The following is a 25,962-nucleotide window of genomic DNA, read 5'->3' on the forward strand; positions in this document are numbered from 1 at the left end:
TTACGGCCGTCAGGATGGTCGGCATGCAGCTCTCTCCCGCCGACGCGCTGATCCCCGAGGCACACCCCTTCAAGCAGCACCTTCGTCGTGTCGGCGCCCTCGACGCCGTCGAAGCCCACCGCGCCTGGACCGAAGCCGACGGCCCGCTGCCCGCGCTCTACCTCAGCCACGGCGCGCCGCCCACGTTCGAGGACCCCGCGTGGATGACCGAGCTGCACCGGTGGGCGCGCAGCCTGCCCAAACCGACGGCGATCCTCATCGTCAGCGCCCACTGGGAGTCAGCGCCGCTCGCGGTCTCCGCCACCGCCGGCGCCGAACTGGTCTACGACTTCGGCGGCTTCGCGCCGCTCTACTACCGGATGCGCTACGACACCCCGGACGCTTCGCCGCTCGCCCGCCAGGTGGTCGGCCTGATGCCCGGCGCCGTCCACGAGCACCCGAGCCGCGGCCTCGACCACGGCGCCTGGGTCCCCCTGAAGATCATGTACCCGGACGCCGACATCCCGGTCCTGCAGATGAGCATCCCCACCCACGACGCCACCCAGCTCCTCGGCCTCGGCGAACGCCTGCGCATCCTGCGCTCGCAGGGCGTCCTCGTCATCGGCTCCGGTTTCATGACCCACGGCCTGCGGTTCCTCACCCGCGACGCGCTCACCGGCGTGGTCCCCGGCTGGTCCGCCGACTTCGACGCCTGGGCAGCCGACGCGCTGTCCCGCGGCGACGTCGACGAGCTGGCCGCCTTCCGCGACCGCGCGCCGGGCATGCCGTACGCCCACCCCACCGTCGAGCACTTCACACCACTGTTCATCACCCTCGGTGCCGCCGACAGCCCCACCGCCCCGATCACCACCGCCATCGACGGCTACACGATCGGCCTTTCCAAGCGCTCCTTCCAGATCGCCTGACCAGCCGGTCGGCCGGCGGCGGCGGCGGGATCGCATCCACGGCCCCGTTCCGTCGAACGGCACCCCGACGAGGATCAGGCGGTCAGCCGAGGGTCGCGACCAGGACCGCCTTGATGGTGTGGAGGCGGTTCTCGGCCTGGTCGAAGACGATGCTGGCTGCTGAGGAGAAGACCTCCTCGGTGACTTCGATGCCGGAGGTCATGCCGGTGTGCTGCATGATCTCGGCGCCGACGACGGTGTTGGCGTCGTGGAAGGCCGGCAGGCAGTGCATGAACTTGACCTTCGCGTTGCCGGACTTCTCCAGCAGGGCGGCATTGACCTGGTACGGCGCCAGCACCGTGACCCGGTCGGTCCAGACGTCTTTCGACTCGCCCATCGAGACCCAGACGTCGGTGTGGATGAAGTCGGCGCCGGCGACCGCGTCGGCGGGGTTGTCGGTGATGGTGATCCGGGCGCCGGTGCGGCGGGCGATGTCCTGGGCGGTCTGGACCACGTCCTTGGGCGGGTGCAGGTCGGCCGGGCCGGCGAGGCGGACGTCGCTGCCCATCAGGGCGCCCATGACCAGCAGTGAGCGGCCCATGTTGTAGCGGCAGTCGCCCAGGTAGGCGTAGGTGAGGCGGTCGTACGGCTTGCCGCTCGCCTCGTGCATGGTGAGGAAGTCGGCGAGCATCTGGGTGGGGTGCCACTCGTTGGTCAGCCCGTTGTAGACCGGGACGCCCGCGTGCGCGGCGAGTTCCTCGACGTCGGCCTGTTCGCTGCCGCGGAACTCGATGGCGTCGTACATCCGGCCGAGCACGGCGGCGGTGTCGGCGATGGACTCCTTGTGGCCGAGCTGCGACCCGGACGGGTCGAGGTAGGTCACGTGCGCGCCCTGGTCGTACGCGGCGACCTCGAACGCCGACCGGGTACGGGTGGACGTCTTCGCGAAGATCAGCGCGATCTCCTTGCCGTCGAGGTGCTTGACCTCGGTGCCCGCGTACTTGGCCAGTTTCAGGGCCCGGGCCAGGTCCAGCAGGTGCCGCAGCTCGCGCGGCTCGAAGTCGATCTCCTTGAGGAAGTTGCGGTTGCGCAGGTTGAACGCCATGGGACGCCTCCGGAGTCAGTACGCGGGGTCGCGCTGGATGGGACAGGTCATGCAGTGCGAGCCGCCACGGCCGCGCCCGAGCTCGAAGCCGGCGATCGTGATGACCTCGACGCCGGCCTTGCGCAGCGCGGCGTTGGTGCTGGTGTTGCGCTCGTAGGCGACGACGACGCCGGGTTCGAGGGCGACCACGTTGTTGCCGTCGTCCCACTGCTCGCGTTCGGCGCCGAAGCTGTCGCCGCCGGTCTCGATGACCCGCATGTGATCGACGCCGAGTACCGAGCCCATGAGCTGCGGCAGCGAGCCGCTCGCCTGCTCGACGACGAGGTCGTCGGCGTTGTCGCCGGGCCGGATGGTCCAGGTCCGGGCGCCGTCGACGACCTGCGGGAACGCGGTCACCAGGTCGCGGTCGCACATGGTGATGACCGTGTCGAGGTGCATGTAGCTGCGCGACTTCGGCAGCAGCACGGCCAGCACCACCGTGGCCGATCCGGCCCGGAACAGCGAACGGGCGATCCAGAGCACGGCCTGGGGTGTGGTCCGCTCCCCCATGCCGATCATCACGGCGCCGTTGCCGATCGGCTGCACGTCGCCGCCCTCGACGTGGGCGCGGCCCCAGTCCTCGCCGGCGCCGCCCAGCCAGATCGGGAACTTCTCGGCGGCGAACATCGGGTGGAACCGGTAGACCGTCTCCATGATCATGGTTTCCGGTTTGCGGGCCGGTTTGGTCATCGGGTTCAGGGTGACGCCGTCGTAGATCCAGCAGGACGGGTCGCGCTGGAACAGGAAGTTCGGCAGCGGCGGCAGCAGCATCGTGGTCGACGACGCCGACTCCCACATCAACCCGAGCGGCCGGGCCACGTCCGCCTTGGTGATCCCGCCGATCAGGAAGTCGGCGACCTGGGCCGGTTCGGCCTCGCCGATCCATTCCCGGGCCCGGTCGGCGGCGGTGATGCCGACCTCGCGCTCGTTGAGGATGTGCTCGGCGGCCCACTGCTTGGCGGCCGGGTCGGCGAGCGCCTCGGTGAGCAGGTTCTCGACCTCGAAGACCTCGACGCCACGGCCGCGCATCGCGTCGCAGAACGCGTCGTGCTCGGCTTCGGCCCGCTCGACCCAGAGCACGTCGTCGAAGAGCAACTCCTCGGCATTGGACGGGGTCAGCCGGGAGTGTTCGAGGCCGGGCCGGTGGACCAGGACCTTGCGGAGTCTTCCTACCTCGGAGTGCACACCGAATGCCACGGCGATCACCTTTCGCGAGCGGGGGGTTTGAGGTCGTGGGGGCCGCCGTAGTCGCCGGCCGGGGTGACGACGGTGCCGGCCTTGCCGGCGAGGATCTGCTCGGCGTCGGTGAGCGCGCCGATGGCGGCGAGGTCACCGGTGAGCTCGACGAACTGGCAGACGGCCTCGACCTTCGGGCCCATCGAGCCGCCGGGGAACCGCTCGCGGCGCAGGGCCGCCGGGGTGGCCCGGGAGAGGGGTTCGGCCTGGTCGGTGCCGAAGCCGCGATAGACCGCCGGCACGTCGGTGAGCAGCAGCAGGGCGTCGGCTTCGAGGGATTCGGCGAGCACCGCGGTGGCCAGATCCTTGTCGACCACCGCCTCGACGCCCTGCAACCGGCCGGCTTCGTTGCGGATCACCGGTACGCCGCCCCCGCCCGCGCAGACCACTACCGCGCCGGAGGAGAGCAGCTGGCGGATGATGCGGATCTCGACGACCCGCTCGGGCGCCGGTGACGGGACGACCCTCCGCCAGTGCGGGCCGTCGGGTTTCACGTCCCAGCCGCGTTCGGCGGCGAGCCGCTCGGCGGTGGCCTGGTCGTAGACCTGGCCGACGAACTTGGTGGGTGCGGCGAACGCCGGGTCGGCGGCGGACACCAGGGTCTGGTTGACGATGGCCGCGACCTGCCGGCCGGGCAGCGCGTTCTGCAGGCCTTGCAGCAGCCAGTAGCCGATCATGCCCTGGGTCTGCGCGCCGAGCACGTCGAGCGGGTAGGGCCGGTCCAGCTCGGGATCGTTGGCGCTCTCCAGGGCGAGCATGCCGACCTGCGGTCCGTTGCCGTGGGTGATGACGAGTTCGTGCCGGGCGGCCAGCGGGGCGAGGGCTTCGACCGCGCGGCGGGCGTTCTCCTGCTGGGTCGCGGCGTCCGGTTTCTGGCCGCGTTCCAGCAATGCGTTCCCGCCGATGGCGATGACGATGCGCATGGGGAATCCTCCGAGGTCGTCAGTGGTACGGCGGGACCGGCGGCGGGTCGGTCATCCGGGTGCGCATGCGCAGGTAGACGGGGATGCCGAGGAGCATCGCGATGCCGGCCAGCAGGAACGGGCCCCACACCTCGTACCAGTTGTCGGCGCCGGTGTTGCGGGAGCACCAGATGAACAGCACCGAGAAGACCAGCGCGAGGACCGCCACGACGGCGTCCCTGGCGAAGCGCGGGGTGTGCAGTTCACGGCGATCCCGCAGCCGCCATTTGAGCTGGGCGAGGGCGGAGAAGGCGTACGGGACGGCAGCCGTGATGCCGGTCATCAGCACCAGGGTGTTGAACACGGTGGCGCCGCTGGTGCCCATGAAGCTGACCGCCATGGCCACGCTGCCCAGCACCGTCGAGGCGATGATGCTGATCGCCGGGACGCCGCGCCGGGAGATCCGCCCGAACGCCGCCGGGAACAGGCCGTCCTTCGCGGCGGCCAGCGGCATCTCGGCACAGATCATGATCCAGCCGTTGAGCGCGCCGATGCCGGAGACGATCACGGCGAGGGCGACCAGGGTGCCGGCCCAGGTGCCACCGCCGACCATGGCGTCGGCCGCCACCGAGTAGGACGCCTTGTTCTCGTCCAGGGCCAGCTCGGCGGTGGGCACCGTGCCGAACACGGCGACCATCGAGAGCAGGTAGACGGCCGAGGCGCCGAGGGTGCCGAGCAGGGTCGCCTTGCCGATGTTGCGTTCCGGGTCGCGGACCTTCGCGGCGGCGACCGCCGCGGCCTCGACGCCGAGGTAGCTGAACAGGCAGATCGCCATGGCGCTGCCGATCGCGCGCAGATCCGATTCACCGCTGACGTTCCAGGGGCTGAAGTTGCCGGAGCTGATCGCGAAGAGGCCGACCGTCGACATGATGGCGAGCGGGACGTACTTGATGATCGAGGTCCAGAGCTGCACGGCGCCGGTGTTCTTGACGCCGCTCAGGTTGACCGCGGCCGGGATCCAGAGGCCGACCAGGGCGATGACGATGGACCAGCCGGCCACGTGGCCGGTGTTGACGAACTTCTCCACGTAGAAGACCCAGCCGGTGACGATCGCGGCGTTCCCCGCCCACGCGGGTGATCCAGTACGACCAGGCGTTCATGAAGCCGGTGCCGTTGCCGAAACCGGCCCGCGCGTAGGCGTACGGGCCGCCGTCGGCGGGGAGCCGCCGGGACAGCGACGCGAACATCAGCGCCAGGGCGACGGCGCCGACGGTGGTCAGCAGCATCGCGACGATGCTGATCGGACCGATCGACGCCAGTGAATACGGAAGGTTGAAGATGCCGACCCCGATGATGCTTCCCAGGATCAGCGCGGTGGCTTGCGGAAGGCCCAGGCTCGCGACGGCTTCCGGCCTGGAGGGCGCTTCTCGGACATCTGCCATGACGTTCCCCGAACCGCTGGAGGGAGTGCGCACGGATTACGGATCCACGCATGACGATGGTCACCGAATCACCGAGACCGCCTCGTCCGCAGCGGATGAATTCCACGGACGCGGAGGATGCGGCGCAGGGCGCGGTGTGGTTTGATTCTCGGTGAGGCCGGACATCTTCCCCCGTGGATGTCCGGCCTCCTTTATGCGCAGGTGCGCCGGTACGGCAGCTCCGGGATGTAGCGCGACCACTCCTCGGCGGTCAGGCCGCGGCCGGTGATCGCGCAGGCGTACCCCGAAGGCTCGGAGAGAAGATCCCGCGGCACCGAGTAGTCCCAGAGCGAGACGGATCGGCTGCCCGCGGCCGCCAGGGTGTGCCCGTCCGGGCTGAAGGCCAGTTCGCGGGTCTTGAGCTGCGGGTTGGCGAGGGTGGCGAAGCGGACCGGGAAGCTGCGGTCGGTGACCTCCCACAGCCGCGCCTCGCTGATCCCGGCGGTGGCCAGGGTGTGCCCGTCCGGGCTGAAGGCGAGCCGGCTGACGGTGCTGTCGGTGCCCTGGATGGTGGCGAGCCGGTGCGGCTGGGCGAGATCGGCGATGTCGAAGAGGGTGGCCTGGCCGGACCAGCCGGCTCCGACCGCGAGGGTCCGGCCGTCCGGGCTGAACGCGGCGGCGAACGTCGTGGTGCCGAGGGCGATCTCGGCGTGGCGGACCGGTGCCTCACGGTCGGTGAGGTTCCACAGCGACACGTTGTAGCCGGCGGCGACCGCCATCGTGTCGCCATCCGCGCTGAACGCGACCTCGTTAAGGATGCCACGGTCGGCGACCTTGGCGATCTGCGCAGGTCGCGACCGGTCGGCCAGGCTGAACAGCGTCGTCGATCCGTCCAGGCGGCCGACGGCGAGGGCACCGTCCGGGGCGAACGTGATCGCGGTGACGTCCTCGCCGCCCTCACTGATGGTGGCGAGCACCGCCGGGGACGGGCCGGTCATGTCGATCAGCGTGACCTTCTCGTCCATGCCGCCGACGGCGAGGGTGCGCCCGTCCGGGCTGGCGTCCATCAGCTGGATGCGGCCGCTGTTCAGCGCCTGCGCCGGCTGCTGGACGGGATGGGCAGGATCGGTCAGGTCCCAGGAGACCGCGGTTCCCGGCGCGTCGGTGACCAGGACGCTACGGCCGTTCGGGGCGAACGTCACGCCCACGATGTCAGCCGGGGACGGCCTGGTCATCACGGCGACCGCGTCACGGGCGAAGGCGCCGCGGATCCGCCACAGCGTCGCCGACCGGCGCTCCCCCGCGGTGATCAGCATCTGCCCGTCGCGGCTCAGCGTCATCGACCGGATCGGCCCGTCACGGCCGGTCAGCGACGCGACAGTGCCCAGCGGGATCGCCTGGCCCGGGATCGAGCCGAGCGAGAAGTTCGTCAGGGTGGTGGTCCCGCTGGAATCGCCGAGGGCCAGCATCAGGCCGTCCGCACTGAACGCCATCCGGGTCAGCGTGGCGTCACCGGTCGCCGCCTCCATCGAGAAACCACGCTTCGGCTGGGCCGGGTTGCGCAGGTCCCAGGGGGCGATCCAGCCGCCGTCCTCCTCGACGGCGACGACGGCCAGCTTCGGGTTGACCGCGACGATGCCGTCGGCGATCGCGCCGGTCAGGGTCGCGAGCTGCACCGGCGCGGCACGGTCGGCCAGGTTCCACACGGTGGTCTTCGCGCCGCTGGTCACCGCCGTCACACCGTCCGGGCTGAAGACGAGCGAGTGCGCGGCCGGCAGCGTGGCGAGCGGCGCCGGATCCTCGCCGGTCACATCCCACAGCGTCGTGTTCTTCGCCTTGTCGCCGGTCGCGGCGGTGCGGCCGTCCGGGCTGAACGACACGGTGACGATCCCGGCTTCGTCTTTCAACGGCTTCATCCGTACGGGGAAAGCTCGATCGTGAATGTCCCACCGCATCGCCTCGGCACTTCCGTCGGCGACGGCGAGGGTGTGACCGTCGGCGGTCGCCGCCAGCGTCATGCCCGCCGCACCCGCCGAGGGAATCCTCGCCAGCCGGACGGGGTTCGCCGGATCCGTCACCGTCCACAGCGACACCGTCCCACCGGCGTCCGCTGTCGCGAGCACCCCGTCGGCCAGCGTGACGACATCGGTCACGCCGGCGAGCGCACCCGCGTAGTTCGTGGCCATCACGAGGTGGCCGAGCTGGTCCTTCGTGGCCGCGTCGCCGTGCAGTTCCTGCGCCGCGACGCCCAGCATGAGGGCCTTCTTCGGATCGTCGGCGATCATCCCGCGGGCGCGTTCGACGAGCCGCTGGTTGATCGCGATCCGGCGCTGCAGGGCCGCTTCCTCGCGCTGCCGGCGGGCCTCCTCGGCGGCCTCCTCGGCGAGCTGCTCCTGTCGTTCGCGCTCCTGTTCCGCCTTCTCGGCCTGGCGCTGATGCTCCTCGGCCAGGCGCTCCTGCTCCCGGGCACGGGCCTCGGCCTGGTCGGCGAGCTCCTGCTGCCGCTGAGCCTCCTGCTCGTACCGGTCCGCGTTCTCCTTCTCGCGGTCCGCGTTCTCCTTCTCCCGGGCGGCGTTCTCCTTCTCCCGGGCGGCGTTCTCCTTCTCCCGGCGCGCGTTCTCCTTCTCGCGTCGTGCGTCCTCCTCCTGCCGCCGCGCGTCCTCCTTCGCACGTCGCGCGTCCTCCTTCGCCCGGCGCGCATCCTCCCTCTGCCGCTGGGCGTCCTCCTTCGCCCGCTGGGCGTCCGCCTTCTGCTGACGCGCGTCCTTCTCGTGCCGGCTCGCGATCCGCGCCTGCGACGCCGCGTTCTCCTGCTGGGTGGCCGCATCCGCCGCCGCCTCGTCCGCCAGGGCCCGCTGCTCGGCGGCGAGTTCCTCCTGGCGGCGGGTCTCCTCCGCCGCGGACTGCGCGCGCTCCTCCTGCTCCTGGGCGTTCTCCTGCTGGCGGCGGGATTCGGCGGTGGCCCGCTCGGCGCTGCCGCGCTGCTCGGAGGCGATCTGCTGCTGCCGTTGCGCCTCCACGGCCGCGGCGTTGGCCCGGCCGGCGTTGCGCATCGCCATGACCCCGGTGAGCGAGGCCACCAGGGCCAGCACCACCAGCGTCGCCGTCGCCGCCGACCAGAGCCGGCGGGCGCGGCGGTGCTGGCGTACGTCCTCGCTCTCCAGCTCGTCCTTGCTGACGCCGTGCATCGGCGCGGCCAGCTGCGCGATCGCGTCGCGGAACCGGGCGTGCCGCAGGTTCAGGTGCAGGTCGTCGCGGGCCCAGCGCAGGTCCAGGTAGAGCGGCTCCTCGGCGAAGACCCCGCGCAGCGCGCCGGGCACCGCCGTGGACCCGGCGGTGAAGTCACCGGCGCCCGCGTCCCAGGCCCACTCGCCGTCGGTCAGCACCGGCAGGATCCGCTGTGGTGACTTCGTCGCCACCCAGTGCTCGATCTCCTTGTTCACCCAGGGTGATCGCGCCGCCTCCGGGGAGGCGAGCAGAACGAAGTACTGGGAGCCGTCCAGAGCGGTCTGGATCGACGACCAGAGACCCGGGGTGACGGCCAGCCCGGTCTGATCGCGGAAGATCCAGAGTGCCCGGCGGCGGTGCCACGGCTTCGCCAGCCGGTGCAGGCCACGCTGGACGGCGGGCGCGAGGCGGCCGTCGGCGGCATGGCTGTACGAGATGAACCCATCGAAAGGCATGGTTCTGTCTCCGCGGTCGGCGAGTGATCGGCGGGGGCCGATTCTCCACGTCGCGACCCCATACGTCCACTTCGCGAATCCGTACACCACCGCCATGATCACCTGGTCGGACGCTCCGGCGGGCGGGCGCCGCCATCGATCTCGGCGGCCGGCCACCGGGGACTCCCGGATTCCCGATATTCGCTGGCGCCGGGGTCCGAGCCGGTGCATGGTCGACGGCGTGATGGCGGTTCGGCGGTTCCAGGGCGCGGATCTTGGAGTGGTGTGGGCGCTGAACGCGCTGCCGAACATCGGTGCGACAGCCGACCCGGCCGTCCCGATCCCGCTGCCGCCATCGACGACGGCGCCCGCCGCCTTTCCGGACCTCGCGGACATCGAGGCGAGCTTCCTGGCGGTAGGCGGTGAGTTCCTGGTCGTGGAACTGGACGGCCATGTCGTCGGCATGGGCGGTTACCGGACCGGCCCCGGCGCGCGTGCCGAGGTTCTGCGCGTGCGGGTGCATCCGGCGACCCGGCGGCGCGGCGTCGGGCGGGTTCTGATGTCCGGGCTGGAGAAGCGCGCGGCAGACAGCGGAGTGACGACGATGCACCTGGACACGGCCACCAACCAGCCGGAGGCGATGGCCTTCTACCGGGGCCTGGGTTACCGCGAGGTCGGGCGCGAGCACCACCCGGCCTGGACGCTGGTCCACTACGCGAAGCAGCCGGCCGCGTGACGGTCTTCGGGTGCCGGGCGTGCGGGGCCGCGCTGACGGGTCCGGTGTCGCGGGTGGCGTTCCCGGTTCACGCACGCCAGAAGTGGGGCAACGGTCCGGGCTCGCTCGAACCGGCGTTGGAGCCCGGCACGTTCGCCGAGGATCCCCTTCCTTCCGGTACGCCGTGGCGCCGCTGGGAGGAGGTCGACGACGCCGAGGCACTCGGCTGGTACGCGCCCCGGTACGGCGTCTGCGGCGGACCGCCCGGTCACGTGCTGCTGGCTCCCGGCGAGATCCGTAACGCCGCGATCGAGCCGGCGCTGGTCAGCGAGTACGGCTGCTGCGGCCTCGACGGCAACGAACCCAACATGGTCTGCCTGACCTGCCGCACACCGGTAGCTCTTCGCGTCGACGACTGCGGCCTGCGCCACGCGGTCTGGCTGAACCCGCTCGCCACCCACGTGATCGACGACGGTCCTGGTCCGCACCCGGTCCTCGACTGGCCGGACCTGCTCGACCAGCGTCCCGGCATCCCGCCGTCGGAGCCGGACGGCGGCTGGCATCCGGTCTGGGCCGCGGCCGTCGCCACGGCGCTCGCCCATCTGCTCGCCGCCTCGGACGGCCACCCGATCCTCCTCGTGCAACAGCGGGTAGCCGACTTCTTCCAGCCCACTCTCACCCGTCTCGGTGTCCCGGTGAGCACTGGCCCGCCTTCGGCGGAACCCGGTCGTGCGGCGCTCCGGCGTACCGGGATGGTCCTGGCCGGTCCCGGCCTCCCACCCGCCGCCGGCGACCTCGCCCTGGTCCCGCAGCATCCGCAGACCGGCGAGCTGTGGCCGGTGGCTCGGCCGGCGAAGCCCATCCCGCTGGCCTGGGACGTCTGGAGCCACCTGGCATTCCACCGCGACCCGAGACCGGTCGGCCGCTCGGTCCCGCTGCTCCCGGAATCCCTGCCGCCGCTGCTACCCGGCTACCGCCTGGAGCCGGACGGCGGGATCTTCCTGAGTGTCCTCGCCCGCCTGCCCCAGGTGAGGCAGCCGTGGCTGCGCGCCATCTACGACCGGGGGCGGCCCTACCACTACGGCTACTGCCGGCTCTGACGGCGTCAGCTCAACGGTTTGCGCAGCTGCTGCGTGACGACCTCATAGCCGGAACTCAGGTAGAGCGCGGCCGCCTTCGCATTGGAACCGAAGACGTTGAGTTCGAGGGACTGCGCTCCCCCGGCACGAGCGGCCTCCTCGCCCGCCGCCAGCAGCGCACGGCCCAGGCCGCGGCCCCGATGCTCGGCGGCCACCTCGATGTCGTAGAGGAAGGCGCAACCGGGAACGCCGCGCGGGTGGTCGAGCCCGATCCAGAGGCGGCCGATCGGCTGGTCCCCGGCGACGCCGGTCAGCGTGAGGTGGTCGCCGGCGGCGAGCAGCGCGGCGTTACCCTCCCGGGCCCGCTCATAGGCGCCCTCGGCGGGCCAGTTGCCGGCCGCGACCTGCTCGCGCGCATAGTCGGCGGCCAGTTCGTGCTGCCAGTTCTCGAACTCGGTCGCCGTCATCGGGCGCACGCTCACCTCGGCCATAGCGGCGATTCTAGGTAGGCAAGCCGGCGACGGCGGGCGACCCCGGCCATCTGCGGCGGACCCTCGACCGGCGCAGCCGACTCTTCGAGAACGGCTTCCCCAGCGTCACCGTAGATAGCGAGAGGTTGAGCACTTGCTCCAGCGGAGCGAACCGTCTGCTCAGTCGTCCCTCTATTCGAACGACGCCATGACGTCCTGCATCCGCAGGAAGAGCCGCCGGGGCACGTCCGGAAGGGACTGGAATCCGTAGCGGCGATAGAAGCTTTCCGCTTCATCGTCGAGCGCATCCACCACTATCAGCCGGGCGGCGACAATGTCTCCGGCCTGAACGGCCCGGCGGAGGGCGAGGTTCAGAAGGTCCTTGCCCAGCCCTCGCCCTTGAGCCGACTCGTCGACAGCGAGCCGGGCCAGGAGAACGACGCCGATGGGATGCCTGGGTACGCGGCGCGCGAGCTCGTCAGGAACCTCATCGCGGCGCACACTACTCATGGTCAACGAGAAGTAGCCGATGATGCGCTTGATCCCCGGCGTCTCGGACTCCTCGAGCAGCACGAAGGTACGCGCGAGATCCGCCTCCTGACTCTGCATGGCGTACCGGCGGAGCCAGTCATCGAGTTCAGACCGGCCACACTTGAATTGGCTCCGATCCCATGCGCGCGTGAGCTTCGATAGTTCGAGATCACCAGCGGCCACCCGGAAAGCTTAGGTGATATGGATTCGACCGGTCGACTCGCTATTGAGCAAACCGCGGAGTTCCGGGATCACGCGCGGCGGCTTGTCAAGCTCGGCGAGAAAGCGCTCGAAGGTTTCAGCAGGCATGACCACGTCCTGATCACCATTGATCACTTGGCGCGCTTTCGGCAGAGCCGCACCCAGCAGGAAACTGGAGACTTCCTCAGCTTCGAGGGCGGCGGCTGCTAGCAGAACGGCGTGCTGCTCCCGAGTCAATCGGAGATCGACAGTCAAGCTCCGGCGAAGTGGCCAGACCTGTTCGGCAAGACGGAGGGCGTAGCCGAGGCGCGCGCGACGCGGGAGACTGGCGATCTCCGACGAGAACTCTTCCGCGTATCGCGCCCTGTGCTCGGCGGGAAGTGCTCGGACAACCAGACGCAATATCCCGGCCGAAAGCCCTCGGACCGCATGAACAGCGCGCGTGGAGGGCGACGACTCGGAACCTTTTTCGGAGACGATGCGAATCGCCCGATCAAGATTCTTGGAGACGTCCTCCGACAAGTCGCGATTCAGTTCGAGATCAATTCCAAGGTCACCCGCGAGGAATTTCGCCCGGGTCAGAACAATATTCAGAGCGGGATCGAGCGCCCGCGCCTGCGCGATGTTACGAGCCTGGGTGAGAATCTCTATCAAATGCTGAGCCGAACTGTTGGGCATGGTCATGACGCGCTCCGGACGGCCCGTGGACGCAGCGTGAACAGCCATGGGCGGGTAGCGTGCGCCACTTCCAGCACCTGACGTGCCTGTTCCGCCCCCAGCGCACTCAATCGGTAGTACCGTCGGCGGGGCCGTTTCTCTGCTCGTGGGTCCACCTGCTCCCAGTGGCTTTCCACCCAGCCCGCCTGCTCGAGTCGAGCCAATATCGGGTGGATCGTTCCACTGGGCAGCCCCGCCGCCTCAGCGATCGCTAATCCATAGGTCTCTTGAGCCGGGTCGTCGAGCAGCAACTGCAACACCAGTTGCGTCGTGACTGTCATTCTGACTTTGCCCAGCCCACCCATGCTTCGACTCTACCTAGGGGCTAGGTAGAGAACAACCAAGCTTCCGGACGGCCGCCTGTCACGCCACGTCGATGGCGTCCAGCTCGGCGAAGTTGACGCCCTTGCCGTACGAGATCGTGTTGGTCCCGCTCTTGAGGGTCACGGTCCGCTCGGTGGTCTGCCAGTTGTCCCAGCCCGTGACGGGATAGTCCACGGTTCCGGCGGCAGCGCCGTTGACGGTCAGGGTGTGGTCGGCCGCGCCGCCGTCGGAGCCGTTGGCGTAGCGGGTGAAGAGGCGGTAGTCACCGGCCCGGGGCACGTACACCGAGAAGCTGACCCGGCTGTCGGCGAAGTCGATGCCGCCGACGACCACGCCGTTGCTGGCGCCGCCGGCCGCGTACCGGGCGTTGGCCCGCGTGAACGCCGCGTCCTCGGCCTCGTACCGGACCTTGGCGCCCTCGACGATCGGCCGGCTGCCCTGCCAGTCCAGGCGCCGCGAGTACACGGCCCGATAGGTGAAGTCCGGGTTCCAGCCGTGGAAGACGATCCGGTCCTTGCCGTCCGGACCGGTCACGACGTCCTGGCCGCCGGGTCCGCGCACGGCGCCGGCGAACGCGTCGGTGGTCATCAGCGGCGAGGCGGCCTTCGTGTACGGCCCGCGCAGGCTCGGCGACGTCGCATAGCCGCTCACATAGCGGTCGTCGCCGAAGAAGTTCGCCGAGTAGAACAGCACGTACGTCCCGGCGTGCTTCCACAGCGTCGGCGCCTCGACCAGGATGCCCTCGAACGGCTTGTTCTGCTTGATCAGCTGCGTCTCGGCGCCGACCCGGCGCAGCCCGTCCGCGCTGACCTGCTGCAGGCGCAGCCAGGTGTCCTGGGCGCAGCAGTTGCCGTCGTTCTTCCACAGGATGTAGCGGCGCCCGTTCTCGGTGTACGACGACGCGTCGATCGCGCCGCCGATCTCCGGGGTGCAGACGAGAGCGGTGTCCTGCGGCTCGAACGGCCCGCGCGGCGTGGTGGCGGTGGCCGCGCCGATGCACTGCTTGCCGGAGGCGCGGTCGTGCGCGGTGTACCACATCACGAAGCTGCGGGGCCCGGCCGCGAACACCTCCGGCGCCCAGACGCCGTGGTCACCGGGCCCGCCTGGTGGGAACGACCAGGTCGGGTCGGCCCAGGCCCCGAGCGTCGGCAGTGCGTCGGTGGCCTGCACGGTCCAGGAGACCAGGTCGGTGGAGGTGGCCCACTTGATGTTGCGGCCGTCGCTGTTCGTGGCGTACGCGTAGTAGGTCCCGCCGACCTTCATGACATCGGGGTCGGCGAAGTTCTGATCGATGACCGGGCTGATCGGCGCGGCGGTGGTCAGGACGAGAGCAGCAGCGGCAAGCAGTCGGATCATGGAATCTCCCCTTGTCGAACGAAGCTCATCGATCGACCATACTCAGATCCGTGCCCGTCGCCTTCGAGCTCGCCGTCCAGGACACCCACGGTCTCGAGGTGGCAGCCCGCCTCCGGGTGGACCGCATCGAGCTGTGTTCCGCGCTCGCCCTCGGCGGCCTGACCCCGTCGCTCGCCTTCATCGAAGCCGCCGTCGCGACCCCCGGCATCCCGCCGATCCACGTCCTGATCCGTCCCCGGCCGGGCGGCTTCGACTACACGCCCGCCGAGGCCGACCTGATCATCCGCGACGTCCGGCACGCGCTGGCGGCGGGCGCGCACGGCGTCGTGGTCGGCGGTGTCCGGGACGGCCACGTCGATGAAGGCCTGCTCGATCGGATCGCCGCCGCCGCCGATGGCGCCGACGTCACCTTCCACCGCGCGTTCGACACGCTGGGCGATCCGGCGGCGGCTCTGGACATCCTTTCAAAATCCGGCGTACGCCGATTGCTCAGCTCTGCCGGAGCCGACTCGGTTTCCGACGCTCTACCGGCCCTGACCGCCTTGGTCGACGCGGCAGCCGGACGCATCGAGATCATGGCGGGCGGCGGTGTCAGCCCGGAGTCCATCCCCGGCATCCTGCGCACCGGCGTCGCAGCCGTCCACGCCTCCGCCAAACACGGGATCCCCGACACCGTGACGGTGGGCCTGGGCACCGCGGCCCCGGCCGGGGCGACGACCCGGGAAACCACCGACGAGCAGCAAGTACGGCGAATACTGACAGCCCTGCGAGATCACGAGCGGCACTGAGGAGAAACCGCCGGCCGCACAGCGCCAACAGTCGTCAGCGCCCGGGCCGGCGCACCACCACGGCGTGCCCGCGGCAGCATCCGCGAAGGCTCACCGACTGTCGGCAGGGGAGCGGCCGCTGCCCGGATCCAGATAGCGCACCTTCACGAGCCGGCGCACGGACGGGATCGACATGACGACCAGCGCGGCCTGTGATGCGACACCGATGGCCCACAGCGTCCACGACAACGAGGAGCCGGAATTCGGTAGCCCCGCCGTCAGTGCCGCTATCGCTGTTCCGGGAAAGAGCAGGAACATAGCGAACGCTCGTGCGGTGAATTGCCCCCGTGATTCCTTCGCGTAGAAGCTTTCCCAGATCAGAACATCAGTCGAGTCGACCTGGTGCGCCAAGGTCGGTCGCAGGACATCGTCGATGTAGCGACCCATATGGCGCTTGTCTCTCCCCTCGGCCTCGATGGAGATGCCGAAGGCGCACGTCAGGATCGGAATGATCAGCAGTAGCTGATCTCCTGAGCGTCCGGAGAGCACGAAGCCGAGGACCACGCCGAGCGCCGTCACATAGAACCCGAGAAGCGTGTGCCGCGTCGTCGTCTTGTTGAGCATCTCGGCTCGCAGTGCCGCGTATTCCGCCAGGACGATGGTGACGATGCGGTCGATCGTCTCGTTGTCGGCGGCTGCTTCGCTCATGCACATCAATGTAAGGCGGGCGGACGCCATCGGTCAGGCCTCTGGCCCGCTGGGGACGGCCGCCCGACCGCAGGGGAAGCGGATGGCCGCAGCGCCCCCAGCGCCGTGGGAGGATCTGATCATGAGTACCGGCGTCGCCGTCGTCTTCCTCACCGTCGTCGCGGCCCGGTTCCTGCTTCCGCTGCTCATCCCGTATTTCCCGCTGCCCGCGGTGATCGCCTGCCTGGTCCTGGACGGCGTCGACCAGACGATCTTCCAGTCGTTCGGGTACGACCCGCCCGGCTACCAGTCGTACGACAAGGCGATGGACGTCTACTACCTGGCCATCGCCTACCTGTCGACGCTGCGCAACTGGACCAGCGAGGCCGCCTTCTCGATCTCCCGGTTCCTGTTCTTCTACCGGCTCGCCGGTGCGCTGATCTTCGAGCTGACGCAGGCGCGCTGGCTGCTGCTGGTCTTCCCGAACGTCTTCGAGTACTTCTTCATCGCGTACGAGACGATCCGGTCGCGCTGGTCGCCGGTGACGCTGCTGGCCACCTGGTGGATCGGCGTGGCGGGTGTCATCTGGGTGGTGGTGAAGCTGCCGCAGGAGTGGTGGCTGCACGTGGCCCGGCTGGATCTGACCGATGAGATCGCGGCCCACCACTGGGTCCTCGCCCTGATCGTGGCGCTGCTGGCCGGGCTGGCGGTCGCGTTCCAGCGGCTGATCAGGCCACGGCTGCGGCCCGCTGACTGGGACTGGCGGATCCGGCCCGAGCCGCTGCCGGCACCGATCGACGAGCCGCACGAGCAGAGCGCGTGGCGTACCAGGAATGATGCCGTCCTGTCGTGGAACACCCTGGAGAAGGCGCTGCTCCTGGGCCTGATCTGCGGCGTCTTCGGCCAGATGCTGCCGGACTTCACCGGTTCCACGACGGACCTGTTCATCGGCGTCGCCATCACCGTCGTGCTCAACGCGGCGATCTCGCTGGCCTTCGCGCGGCGCTCCTGGACGATCCGCTCGACGGCGCTCGCGTTCGCCGCCCGGCTGCTGGTCAACGTGATCCTGGCGACCGTCGGGAACGGGATCCTCGGCCGGCAGATGGACGGCTACGACACCCTGTTCTTCCTCACGATGATCTCGCTGATCACCACGCTGCACGACCGCTGGCGCCCGGTTCACGAGTTCCGCCGGGAACAGGTCGCCGCCCACTGACGCTGCACCTGTCGTGATCACGCTTTCGCTGCTGGACCGCTCCCGTATCCGAGCCGGTGAGACCGACGCGGCAGCGCTGCGAGCAACGGTCGAACGAGCGAAACGTGCCGAAAAAGAGGGATACAGACGTTTCTGGGTCGCCGAGCACCACGGTGTACCAGGGGTCGCGGGCGCCGCCCCGGCCGTGCTGCTGGCCGCGATCGCCGGCGCGACGGCGCGCATCCGGATCGGCTCGGCGGGCGTGATGCTCCCCCACCACCAGCCGATCGTCGTGGCCGAGCAGTTCGCCACGCTTTCCGCGTTCGCCCCGGGCCGCGTCGACGTGGGCCTGGGCCGCTCCCCCGGCTTCACTCCACCGGTCCGCCGGGCCCTGCGCCAGGGTGATCATGACTTCGCCGCCGGCATCGCCGAATTACAGACCTTCTTCTCCGGTACGTCGGAAGTGACGCTCCACCCGCAGCCGGACGGCGACCCACCCCTGTTCGTGCTGGCCACCGGCGCCGGACTCCAGGTGGCGGCGGAAGCCGGACTGCCGGTGATCGTCGGCGGGCCGCTGCTCGGCGTCGGCGGCGACCCGGGTCCGGGACTCGACGCCCTGGCCGCCTACCGCAAGGAGTTCCGCCCCTCCGCCCAGCAGCCCGAGCCACGCGTCGCGATCAGCCTCGACGTGCTTGTCGCCGACACCGCCGCCGAGGCCGCCGAGCTGATCCTGCCGGAGGCGTGGGCGATGGCGCAGAGCCGTACGACGGGCGTGTTCCCGCCCCTCGAACCGGTGTCCGCGATCCGCGCCGCCGCCCGTACCCCGCGCCAGCAGCAGTACCTCGACCAGACCGCCGCCGCGGCGATCACCGGCACCGCGGCGGCGGTGGAGAGCCGGCTGACCGAACTGCTGGAACGCACCGGCGCCGCCGAGCTCGTGGCCGCGAGCAGCACCTACGACCGCGCCGCCCTGACCGCTTCCGACGCGGCGCTGGCCGCCCTATTCGGGAGAAGAAGCACCGGAGAGGCCTAGGATCGAACCGTGGCCGAGCGCGTCCGATTCGCCAGCAGCCGTGGATCCGCGTTGGCCGGCCTCGTCGACCCGCCCGCCGAGCCGGTGCGCGGCTGGGGCGTGTTCGCGCACGGGTTCGCGCTCAGCAAGGACTCACCGGCCGCGTCGCGCACCTGCAAGCAGCTGGCCTCCGAGGGCATCGGCATGCTGCGCTTCGACAACCTGGGCCTCGGCGACTCGGAGGGCGACTGGGGTGACGGCTCGTTCGCGGTGAAGGTCGACGACACGGTCCTGGCCGCCGAGTTCCTGGCCGGGCGCGGGACCCCGCCGGACATCCTGGTCGGCCACTCCCTCGGCGGCGCGGCGGTGATCGCGGCCGCGGACCGGATCCCGAGCGTGCGGGCGGTCGCCACGATCGGCGCCCCGTTCGAGCCGAAGAACGTCGAACGGCACTACCAGGCCCTCGTCGACCGGGTGATCGAAGACGGTCACGCCGAGTGGCTGATCGGTGGGAAGGCGCTCATCCTGAAACGCAGTCTCGTCGAGGACTTCCGCCAGGCCGAGCTGCGGCACCACGTGGAGGCGCTGGGCCTGCCGCTGCTGGTGATGCACTCCCCGACGGACGCCACGGTGAGCGTCGAGAACGCCAGCCGGATCTTCAAGACCGCGCAGCATCCGCGCAGTTTCGTCGCGCTGGAGGGGTCGGACCATCTGCTGACCGCGCCGGGACAGGCGCAGCGGGCGGCCCGGGTGATCAGCGCCTGGGCCGACCCCTACCTGTCCTAGACGGCTTCCGCGGTCAGCGCCACCGACGCCAGCCGGTCGGCGATCCGCGTGGACTGGTGCGCCACGATCAGCTCGTCGGCCTGCGCCTCCTTCGCGAACGTGGTGAGGTAGGCACCCACCTCATCCCGGGTGCCCACCGCCGTGTAGGTCAGCATCGACGCCAGCTGACGCCCGTTCGGCGTGGTCAGGAACGCGTCGATCTCGGCGTCGGTGTAGTCCGGAGCTCCGGCCGCGGCCCGCGTGATCAGCCCGCGCACCAGGATCCGGCGCGTCGTCTCGAACTGCTCCCGCGCCCCCTCGGACGTCTCCGCCGCCACGACATTCACCCCCGCGATGACGTACGGCGAAGCCAGCTGTGCGGACGGAGTGAACTCCGCGCGATACGCCGCCACGGCCTCGTGCAGCAGTCCCGGCGAGAAGTGCGAGGCGAACGCGTACGGCAGCCCGTACGCCGCCGCCAGCTTCGCCCCGAACATCGACGAACCCAGGATGTAGAGCGGAACGTTGGTGCCCGCACCCGGCGTGGCCTGCACGCCGTCGATCAGCGAGTCACCGCTGAGGTAGCCCTGCAGCTCGCGGATGTCCTGCGGGAAACTCTCGGCCGACATCGGGTTGCGGCGCATGGCCCGCATGGTGGCCTGGTCGCTGCCGGGCGCCCGGCCCAGGCCCAGGTCGATGCGGTCCGGGTAGAGCGACGCCAGGGTGCCGAACTGCTCGGCGATGACCAGCGGCGAGTGGTTCGGCAGCATGATGCCGCCGGCGCCGAGCCGGATCGTCGAGGTCTGCCCGGCGACGTGCCCGATCAGCAGGCTCGTGGCGCTCGACGCGATCCGGGCCATGTTGTGATGTTCGGCGTACCAGACCCGCTGATAGCCGTGCCGTTCGGCCGCCTGGGCGAGGGCGACGGAGTTCGCGAAGGCTTGAGCGACGGTGTCGCCGGGAGCGATGGGCGCCAGATCGAGGATCGAGAGGCGCAGCCCGGCCGGGGATGTGCTTGTCACACTGCGGAGCAACACCCGTCACCCGGTGATCGTTCCCGGCGGTGGGTCAGAACACAGGCCGCGTACGCTCCCCCGCATGCCTTCCCCCTCCACGGCCGGTTTGAGTCTGGGCACCTGGCGGCGTGATCCGGGGACCGTCGTGCGCCGGGCCGTGGAGGTGCCGGCCGGCGATCGGGGGCCGCAGGCGATCGTCGCCGAGTCGGAGGTGCCCGGGGTGGCGACCGACTGGTTGCCGCACGCGCATCCGATGCACGAGCTGGTGTGGGTGCGTGGCGGCACGCTCACCTGCCGGATCGGGAACCGGATCGTGACGGTGCCGGCCGGATCCGGGCTGTGGTTGCCGGCCGGTGTGGTGCACGGCGGCCGGCTGACCGCGGAGGCCGAGCTGCACGACGCGTTCTTCGATCCGCAGCGCACGCCCGTGGAGTTCGACGGCCCGACCTCGATCACCATGACGCCGCTGCTGGAGGCGCTGCTGAAGCGTCTCGCGGAAACGGGACTCGATGCCGCGGCTCGCGCCCGTACCGAAGCGGTGGTCTTCGATGTCCTCGCCCCTGCGGAGAGTCAGTTCGCGCTGGAACTGCCCGGGGATCCGCGGATCGACCCGATCGCCGAGGCGCTGCTCGCGAACCCGGCCGATGACCGCGGCCTGCAGGAGTGGGCGGCGCTGCTGGGGACGAGTGAGAGGACCGTCACCAGGGCGTTCCGGGAGGCGACCGGGCTGTCGTTCGCGCAGTGGCGGCAGGCGCTGCGGGTGCATGAGGCCCTGGCGCTGCTGTCCGCCGGCGTGGACGTGCGGGAGGTCTCCGAGCGGCTCGGATACTCGCAGCCGAGCACGTTCATCGCCGCGTTCCGCCGGGTGATGAAGGTGACTCCGGGCCGGATCCCGAAAGCGACCTGATGTCCGGAATCCCGTATCGCCTGTCCTGAGTGCGGGATTGCCGTCAAGTTGATCATCACCTAGCCTCCGTTAGGCAAGGCAAACCTTACTAACGGAGCATCGCATGACCTCAGCCGTCCTTCGCGGCGACCAGCTGGTGCTCCGCTACGGGAAGACCGCCGTCGTCCACGGCGTCTCGGTCGCCTTATCGCCGGGCCGGGTGACGGCGCTGATCGGGCCGAATGGCAGCGGTAAATCGACGCTTTTGCGAGCTTTAGCGCGATTGCACCCGGTATCTGATGGCTCTCTCGTGCTGAACGACCGGAACGCGGGCCTTTTGAATGCCCGCGATTTCGCCCGCGAGGTCACCCTCTTCGCTCAGTCCCGGCAGGCGCCGCACGGGCTCACGGTGAGCGAGGTCGTCGCGTTCGGCCGCCATCCGCACCGCCGCCGCTTCGCCGGGCCCTCTCCCGAGGACCGCGCCGCCGTCGAACGCGCGATGACCGTCACCGGTACCCACGACATGGCCGCCCGGCCGGTGGGCGAGCTGTCCGGCGGCGAGATGCAGCGGGTCTGGCTCGCCGCCTGCCTCGCCCAGGAGACCGGCGTCGTGCTGCTCGACGAGCCGACGAACCACCTCGACCTGCGCTACCAGATCGAGACGCTCGACCTGGTCCGCGACCTCGCCGACGAGCACGGCGCCGCCGTCGGCATCGTGCTGCACGACCTCGACCACGCCGCCCGCGTCGCCGACACCCTCGTGCTGCTGCACGACGGCCGCGTCCACGCCGCCGGCGACCCGTACGCGGTGCTCACCGCCGAGAACCTCAGCGCGGTCTACGACCTGCGCGTCGAGGTCCAGGCCGACCCGCGCACCGGCCGCCTGCGCATCGACCCGATCGGGCGGCACCCCGCCCGTCCTCGCACCGCCATTTCAGGAGAGATCTCGGTATGAACCGCCTTATCCGCCTCGCGGCCCTCGCCACGACCGTCGCCGTGACGGCCACGGCCTGCGGCACCACGACGGTCGAGGAACCCGCCGCCGGTCCGGCGTCCGCGCCCGCCTCGCAGACCTGCGCGAACGACACCACGACCACGTCGACCGCGCCGGTGACGATCACCGACGGCGTCGGCCGCACGGTGGAGCTCGCCAAGCCGGCGCAGCGGGTCGCGGTCCTGGAGTGGCAGCAGACCGAGGACCTGCTCACCCTCTGTGTCACGCCGGTCGCGGTCGCCGACGCGAAGGGCTACGGCACGTACGTGAAGGCGGAGACGCTGCCGGCCGGTGTCACCGACACCGGCGAGCGCGGTGAGCCGGACCTCGACGCGCTCTACGCGACCAACCCGGACCTGATCGTCGTGGAGGCGTACAAGGCCGACGACGAGATCATCACCAAGCTGGAGAAGGGCGGGGTCCCGGTGCTCGCCACCGTCGGCGCCGACGCGTCCGGGCAGATCGCCAACATGAAGAAGGTCTTCTCGATGATCGGCACGGCCACCGGCCGCACCGAGCGTGCCGACCTGGTCCTGAAGCAGTTCGACGAGCACCTGGCCGAGGCGAAGCAGAAGGTCGCCGCCGCCACCGTGACGGCCAAGGACTTCCTGTTCTTCGACGGCTGGATCGAGGGCGGCAACGTGGTCGTCCGCCCCTACGGCAAGGGTGCCCTCTTCACCGAGCTCGGCGAGCAGCTCGGCATGACCGCCGCCTGGACCGACAAGATCAACGCCTCGTACGGCAGCGGCGGCGTCGACCCGTCCTACGGCCTCGCCCAGACCGACATCGAGGGCCTCACCGCCGTCGGCGACGCCACCCTGTTCTACTCCGACGACGAGACCCCGGACAGCTACGTCACGGAGCTCACCAAGAGCCCGATCTGGACGGCGCTGCCGGCGGTCAAGGAGAAGCGCGCGTACCCGTTCCCGGCCGGGGTCTGGGGCGCCGGCGGCCCGATCTCCAACGAGCAGGCGATCGACGCCTACGTGAAGATCCTGACCCAGGCGTGAGCGACACCCGGGTACGGCGGGCAGCCCTGCCCGCCGTGGGGCTCGGACGCGGCGCGAGCGGGGCGGCCGTCCTGGCCGTCCTGCTCGTCGTGGTCGTCGCGGTCGGCCTCTGGCACGTCACCCAGGGCACCTCCGGAGTGGGGTTCTGGGACCTCCTGCGCTACGTGTCCGGGGCCCGTGAGTCGGTCGGCGGCGTACCCGTCGCCGACGTCGTGACCGGCTCCCGGCTGCCCCGCGTGGCCGCCGGCATCGCCGTCGGGATCGCCCTCGGCTGCGCCGGCGCCCTGCTGCAGTCGGTCACCCGCAACACCCTCGCCGCCCCGGACACCCTCGCCGTCACCGCCGGCTCCTACTTCGCGCTCTGCGCCGTCGCCGCGTTCGGCCTCGCGGTCCCGCTGTGGGCGTCCGGCGCCGTCGCGTTCACCGGCGGCCTGATCGCCGCCGCCGTCGTGCTCGGTCTCGTCGGCAACGCCGCGGGCCTGGCGTCCACCCGGCTCATCCTGGCCGGCTCGGCCGTGGCGATGGCCCTGGACGCCGCCACCGCGATGCTGCTCATCCTGTTCAAGGAGAACACCACCGGCCTGTACGCGTGGGGCAGCGGCTCCCTGGCCCAGCTCAACATCGACGCTTCGCTGCGGGCCGTCCCGGTCATCGTCGTCGTGGTCGTCGCCGCCCTGCTGCTCGCGCGGCGGCTCGACGTGCTCGGCCTCGGTGACGACGCCGCCGCCTCCCTCGGCGTGCCGGTCCGTTCCACCCGCCTCGCCGCGATCCTCTGCGCCGTGCTGCTCACCGGCATCTCGGTCACGCTCGCCGGCCCGCTCGCCTTCGTCGGCCTCGCCGCCCCGGTCGCGGTACGCCTCGCCGCCCACCGCGTCGGCGTCCTCAGCCGGCACGCGTTCCTGCTGCCCGCCTGCGGATTAGCCGGCGCCCTGCTCGTGCTGCTCGCCGACGCCGTGCTCCGGGCCGTCCTCGGCGCGCAGGCCGCCGCGTCGATCCCGACCGGCATCCCGACCTCGCTGCTCGGCGCCGTGGTCATCGTCGTTCTCGCGCTGCGCCTCCGCGACGCCGGGTCGGCCCGCCAGACCGCCGATTCCGCGGTACGCACGCGCCGCCGCTTCCTGACCGTCACGATCATCGCGGCCGTCCTGCTCATCGCGGCGGCGATCATCGGGCTGCTCGCCGGCAGCCTGTGGCTCCGGACCGGGGACATCGTGCTCTGGCTGCAGGGCACGGCGCCGGACCTGATCGGCAGGGCACTCGACGACCGCGCTCCCCGGGTGGCCGCGGCCATCACGGCGGGTGCGGCCCTCGCGCTGGCCGGCGCCGTCGTACAGGGAACCGCCCGCAATCCTCTCGCCGAGCCCGGCGTGCTCGGCATCACCGCCGGTGCGGGCCTCGGCGCGGTGATCGTGGCGACCTCGGACCCCGGCCCCTATCTGATCGTCGCGGCCGTGACCATGGGTCTCGCCACGTTCGCGCTGATCACCCTGCTGGCGTGGCGCGGCGGGCTGCTGCCGGACCGGTTCCTGCTGATCGGCATCGGCTGCGGGTACGCGCTCACCGCGGTCAGCACGTTCCTGCTGCTGCGCGCCGATCCCTGGGACACGCCGCGCCTCCTGACCTGGCTGTCCGGCACGACGTACGGCCGGACATTCTCCGACGTCGTGCCCGTCGCGGTCGTTCTCCTGATCGCCACGCCGGCGGTGCTGGGTCTGCGTCGCCAGCTCGATCTGCTCGCCATCGACGAGGACACTCCGCGGATCTTCGGTGTGCGGCGGGACGGTGCCCGGTTGACGTTGCTGGGGATCGCCGCTGTCGCCGCCGCGGTGAGCGTCGTGGCGGTGGGCGTCGTCGGGTTCGTCGGACTCGTCGCGCCGCACATCGCTCGTAGTCTCGTCGGGGTCCGGCATGGGCGGCTCGTCCCGGCGGCCATGCTGATCGGCGGCGTGCTCGTCAGCGTGGCGGACACGCTGGGACGGGTGGTGATCGCGCCGTCGCAGGTCCCGGCCGGGTTGATGATGGCGCTGATCGGGGCGCCCTACTTCATCTGGCTGTTGCGCCGGTCAGGAACCGCCTGATCATCAAACTGATCAGTTCCGGTCGTTCGGCGATCAGGTTGTGCGAGGTCCCCGGCACGACCGCCAGTTGCGCGCCGGGGATCGACGACGCCATCAGCAGGCTGTGTCCCGGCCTGATGGTGTCCCGGTCGCCGGCCATCACCAGCACCGGAGCCGTGATCTTCTTCAGCTCGGCGGGATCGATGTTCGGCTCGCTGGTCCAGAGCCTCAGGAGCTTTCCGAGTACGACGTCAGCATGCGCGGGCCCGTCCGGCGACAGCCGTTCATAGTGCTCGCGTTCCACATCGGCCCGTTCTGTCACATCGTCGACCGGCATGAGCGACTGTCCGGCACTGTCGGTGAACGCCGACGGGTCGAGATTGCCGCTGATCGCGACGAGCGACCTGACCCGTTCCGGATGCTCCATGGCCATCATCAGCCCGATGATCGCGCCGTCGCTATAGCCGATGATGTGAGCCGATGCCAGTCCGACGGCATCGAGGTACTCCAGGGTGTCGCTGAGCCCGCGCCCGTAGTCGTAGTCGCCGTCGATGTCCTTCGACCGCCCGTGCCCCGGCCGCTCGTAGGCATGGACCCGGTGATCGCGGACGAGCGCGTCGGACTGAGCCCGCAACGACTCCAGTGAACAGAACCCGCCGTGCAGCAGCAGAACAGGTTCGCCGTCCCCCGCCACCTCCGAGTGGAGCTCCTCGCCACCGATCCGCAGGTAACCCATGCCCGCCCCACCACTCGCCGTCTCCCGAACCGCCGTCAGTTTAGGCGCTGTGGCCGAACCCCGACCTCGCGCTCCTGCCGCGTGATGCCCGCCAATCTTGGAACATTTGTCCATTAGCCGCGGGAATGCCGATCATCCAGTCGGGGATGGATTATTTCTTTATTCTGAGATTCGGGTGTTTTCTTCGGCGGACGT

Annotated in this window: 24 protein-coding genes and 1 pseudogene; 11 read left to right on the plus strand and 14 right to left on the minus strand. The window is 70.5% G+C overall.

The window, feature by feature from the left end; genetic code table 11:
• Positions 1-23: 23 nt before the first annotated feature.
• Positions 24-905 carry a dioxygenase gene (locus EP757_RS37055; protein ID WP_197725468.1) on the plus strand — a complete coding sequence of 294 codons (882 nt, stop codon included), beginning with the start codon at positions 24-26 and terminating at the stop codon, positions 903-905.
• Between the two features lie 82 nt (positions 906-987).
• Here the strand turns inward: EP757_RS37055 and argF are convergent, their stop codons facing one another.
• The 6 genes and pseudogenes from argF to EP757_RS37080 form a co-directional block, all read right to left on the minus strand.
• Positions 988-1,989 carry an ornithine carbamoyltransferase gene (gene argF / locus EP757_RS37060; RefSeq protein WP_127553012.1) on the minus strand — a complete coding sequence of 334 codons (1,002 nt, stop codon included), beginning with the start codon at positions 1,987-1,989 and terminating at the stop codon, positions 988-990.
• Between the two features lie 15 nt (positions 1,990-2,004).
• A complete protein-coding gene (locus tag EP757_RS37065; RefSeq protein WP_127553013.1) occupies positions 2,005-3,225 on the minus strand; it encodes an arginine deiminase in 1,221 nt (406 codons plus the stop codon).
• 5 nt (positions 3,226-3,230) lie between these two features.
• A complete protein-coding gene (locus EP757_RS37070) occupies positions 3,231-4,187 on the minus strand; it encodes a carbamate kinase (protein WP_127553014.1) in 957 nt (318 codons plus the stop codon).
• A 19-nt stretch (positions 4,188-4,206) separates the two neighbouring features.
• On the minus strand, positions 4,207-5,253 hold the full coding sequence (locus tag EP757_RS37075; RefSeq protein ID WP_255435311.1) for an APC family permease: 1,047 nt from the start codon (positions 5,251-5,253) through the stop codon (positions 4,207-4,209).
• A 100-nt stretch (positions 5,254-5,353) separates the two neighbouring features.
• Positions 5,354-5,608, minus strand: a pseudogene (locus tag EP757_RS44550) (amino acid permease); the annotation flags it as partial.
• A gap of 191 nt (positions 5,609-5,799) precedes the next feature.
• The gene (locus EP757_RS37080) at positions 5,800-9,270 is read right to left on the minus strand and encodes a TIR domain-containing protein (RefSeq protein ID WP_127553015.1); all 3,471 of its coding nucleotides are present in this window, start codon (positions 9,268-9,270) and stop codon (positions 5,800-5,802) included.
• Positions 9,271-9,493: 223 nt separating this feature from the next.
• Between EP757_RS37080 and EP757_RS37085 the strand changes: the two genes are divergently transcribed.
• Both EP757_RS37085 and EP757_RS37090 read left to right on the plus strand, forming a co-directional pair.
• On the plus strand, positions 9,494-9,985 hold the full coding sequence (locus tag EP757_RS37085) for a GNAT family N-acetyltransferase (RefSeq protein ID WP_232050748.1): 492 nt from the start codon (positions 9,494-9,496) through the stop codon (positions 9,983-9,985).
• On the plus strand, positions 9,982-11,064 hold the full coding sequence (locus EP757_RS37090) for a hypothetical protein (protein ID WP_127553017.1): 1,083 nt from the start codon (positions 9,982-9,984) through the stop codon (positions 11,062-11,064). The genes EP757_RS37085 and EP757_RS37090 overlap by 4 nt, the downstream gene beginning before the upstream one ends.
• A gap of 5 nt (positions 11,065-11,069) precedes the next feature.
• Here the strand turns inward: EP757_RS37090 and EP757_RS37095 are convergent, their stop codons facing one another.
• The 5 genes from EP757_RS37095 to EP757_RS37115 all read right to left on the minus strand — a co-directional run bounded on the left by EP757_RS37095 (position 11,070) and on the right by EP757_RS37115 (position 14,642).
• The gene (locus EP757_RS37095) at positions 11,070-11,534 is read right to left on the minus strand and encodes a GNAT family N-acetyltransferase (protein WP_127553018.1); all 465 of its coding nucleotides are present in this window, start codon (positions 11,532-11,534) and stop codon (positions 11,070-11,072) included.
• Positions 11,535-11,705: 171 nt separating this feature from the next.
• Positions 11,706-12,227: a GNAT family N-acetyltransferase gene (locus EP757_RS37100; protein ID WP_127553019.1), complete on the minus strand. Its 522-nt coding sequence runs from the start codon at positions 12,225-12,227 to the stop codon at positions 11,706-11,708.
• 9 nt (positions 12,228-12,236) lie between these two features.
• Positions 12,237-12,929: a DUF1778 domain-containing protein gene (locus EP757_RS37105; RefSeq protein WP_160165998.1), complete on the minus strand. Its 693-nt coding sequence runs from the start codon at positions 12,927-12,929 to the stop codon at positions 12,237-12,239.
• Positions 12,926-13,267: a PadR family transcriptional regulator gene (locus EP757_RS37110; RefSeq protein ID WP_232050203.1), complete on the minus strand. Its 342-nt coding sequence runs from the start codon at positions 13,265-13,267 to the stop codon at positions 12,926-12,928. Before EP757_RS37110 ends, EP757_RS37105 begins: the two co-directional genes overlap by 4 nt.
• A gap of 58 nt (positions 13,268-13,325) precedes the next feature.
• Positions 13,326-14,642 carry a family 43 glycosylhydrolase gene (locus EP757_RS37115; RefSeq protein WP_127553021.1) on the minus strand — a complete coding sequence of 439 codons (1,317 nt, stop codon included), beginning with the start codon at positions 14,640-14,642 and terminating at the stop codon, positions 13,326-13,328.
• Positions 14,643-14,692: 50 nt separating this feature from the next.
• Between EP757_RS37115 and EP757_RS37120 the strand changes: the two genes are divergently transcribed.
• Positions 14,693-15,430, plus strand: coding sequence for a copper homeostasis protein CutC (locus EP757_RS37120; RefSeq protein ID WP_197725469.1), 738 nt, complete (start codon positions 14,693-14,695; stop codon positions 15,428-15,430).
• A gap of 90 nt (positions 15,431-15,520) precedes the next feature.
• Here EP757_RS37120 and EP757_RS37125 read toward each other — a convergent pair whose 3' ends face one another.
• Positions 15,521-16,117 (minus strand): hypothetical protein, encoded by a 597-nt coding sequence (locus EP757_RS37125; RefSeq protein ID WP_127553022.1) that lies wholly within the window; start codon positions 16,115-16,117, stop codon positions 15,521-15,523.
• 121 nt (positions 16,118-16,238) lie between these two features.
• Between EP757_RS37125 and EP757_RS37130 the strand changes: the two genes are divergently transcribed.
• Genes EP757_RS37130 through EP757_RS37140 form a run of 3 tightly spaced genes read left to right on the plus strand, consistent with a single transcriptional unit; the run spans position 16,239 to position 19,089 of the window.
• Positions 16,239-17,312 carry a hypothetical protein gene (locus EP757_RS37130; RefSeq protein WP_232050204.1) on the plus strand — a complete coding sequence of 358 codons (1,074 nt, stop codon included), beginning with the start codon at positions 16,239-16,241 and terminating at the stop codon, positions 17,310-17,312.
• A gap of 13 nt (positions 17,313-17,325) precedes the next feature.
• Positions 17,326-18,324, plus strand: a complete 999-nt coding sequence (locus EP757_RS37135) for an MsnO8 family LLM class oxidoreductase (protein ID WP_232050205.1) — start codon at positions 17,326-17,328, stop codon at positions 18,322-18,324.
• A 9-nt stretch (positions 18,325-18,333) separates the two neighbouring features.
• Positions 18,334-19,089 carry a S9 family peptidase gene (locus EP757_RS37140; RefSeq protein WP_127553024.1) on the plus strand — a complete coding sequence of 252 codons (756 nt, stop codon included), beginning with the start codon at positions 18,334-18,336 and terminating at the stop codon, positions 19,087-19,089.
• Here EP757_RS37140 and EP757_RS37145 read toward each other — a convergent pair.
• Positions 19,086-20,090 (minus strand): LLM class flavin-dependent oxidoreductase, encoded by a 1,005-nt coding sequence (locus tag EP757_RS37145; protein WP_127553025.1) that lies wholly within the window; start codon positions 20,088-20,090, stop codon positions 19,086-19,088. The two genes, EP757_RS37140 and EP757_RS37145, sit on opposite strands and share 4 nt — an antisense overlap.
• A gap of 76 nt (positions 20,091-20,166) precedes the next feature.
• Here EP757_RS37145 and EP757_RS37150 point away from each other — a divergent pair, with 76 nt between their 5' ends.
• From EP757_RS37150 to EP757_RS37165, 4 genes are all read left to right on the plus strand, one after another.
• Positions 20,167-20,991 carry an AraC family transcriptional regulator gene (locus tag EP757_RS37150; protein ID WP_127553026.1) on the plus strand — a complete coding sequence of 275 codons (825 nt, stop codon included), beginning with the start codon at positions 20,167-20,169 and terminating at the stop codon, positions 20,989-20,991.
• Between the two features lie 103 nt (positions 20,992-21,094).
• Positions 21,095-21,925 (plus strand): ABC transporter ATP-binding protein, encoded by an 831-nt coding sequence (locus EP757_RS37155; protein ID WP_127553027.1) that lies wholly within the window; start codon positions 21,095-21,097, stop codon positions 21,923-21,925.
• Complete coding sequence (locus tag EP757_RS37160; protein WP_127553028.1) at positions 21,922-22,974, plus strand: iron-siderophore ABC transporter substrate-binding protein; 1,053 nt, start codon at positions 21,922-21,924, stop codon at positions 22,972-22,974. The genes EP757_RS37155 and EP757_RS37160 overlap by 4 nt, the downstream gene beginning before the upstream one ends.
• A complete protein-coding gene (locus EP757_RS37165) occupies positions 22,971-25,052 on the plus strand; it encodes an iron ABC transporter permease (RefSeq protein ID WP_127553029.1) in 2,082 nt (693 codons plus the stop codon). The genes EP757_RS37160 and EP757_RS37165 overlap by 4 nt, the downstream gene beginning before the upstream one ends.
• Here the strand turns inward: EP757_RS37165 and EP757_RS37170 are convergent.
• Positions 25,018-25,725 (minus strand): alpha/beta fold hydrolase, encoded by a 708-nt coding sequence (locus tag EP757_RS37170; protein WP_232050206.1) that lies wholly within the window; start codon positions 25,723-25,725, stop codon positions 25,018-25,020. The genes EP757_RS37165 and EP757_RS37170 overlap by 35 nt on opposite strands.
• Positions 25,726-25,962 lie beyond the last annotated feature (237 nt).

Source organism: Actinoplanes sp. OR16 (assembly GCF_004001265.1).
GTDB lineage: Bacteria > Actinomycetota > Actinomycetes > Mycobacteriales > Micromonosporaceae > Actinoplanes.